Annotated in this window: 1 protein-coding gene; it reads left to right on the top strand. The window is 67.8% G+C overall.

The window, feature by feature from the left end; genetic code table 11:
- Nucleotides 1-242, top strand: a 242-nt coding sequence (locus tag SB753_RS40700) for an FAD-binding protein (RefSeq protein WP_410805629.1), incomplete at both ends; no start/stop codon positions are given.

Below are 242 nucleotides of genomic sequence, written 5' to 3'. Positions count from 1 at the left end.
CAAGGTGCCGACGATCTTCTCCGGCGCAGGCGTCGTCACGCGCCGTGTGACGGAAGCGGCCGAACAGGCGGGCTATGTGTTCGCCGTCGATCCGACGTCTCTGGACGCATCGTGCATCGGCGGTAACGTCGCGATGAACGCGGGCGGCAAGAAGGCCGTGCTGTGGGGCACGGCGCTCGACAACCTCGCGTGGTGGCGCATGGTCGACCCGGAAGGGAACTGGCTCGAAGTCACGCGCCTCG

This window comes from Paraburkholderia sp. SIMBA_053 (assembly GCF_046534895.1).
GTDB lineage: Bacteria > Pseudomonadota > Gammaproteobacteria > Burkholderiales > Burkholderiaceae > Paraburkholderia > Paraburkholderia caledonica.
The sequence above is the reverse complement of the archived record's forward strand: the minus strand, read 5'-3'. Positions and strand labels throughout refer to the sequence as shown.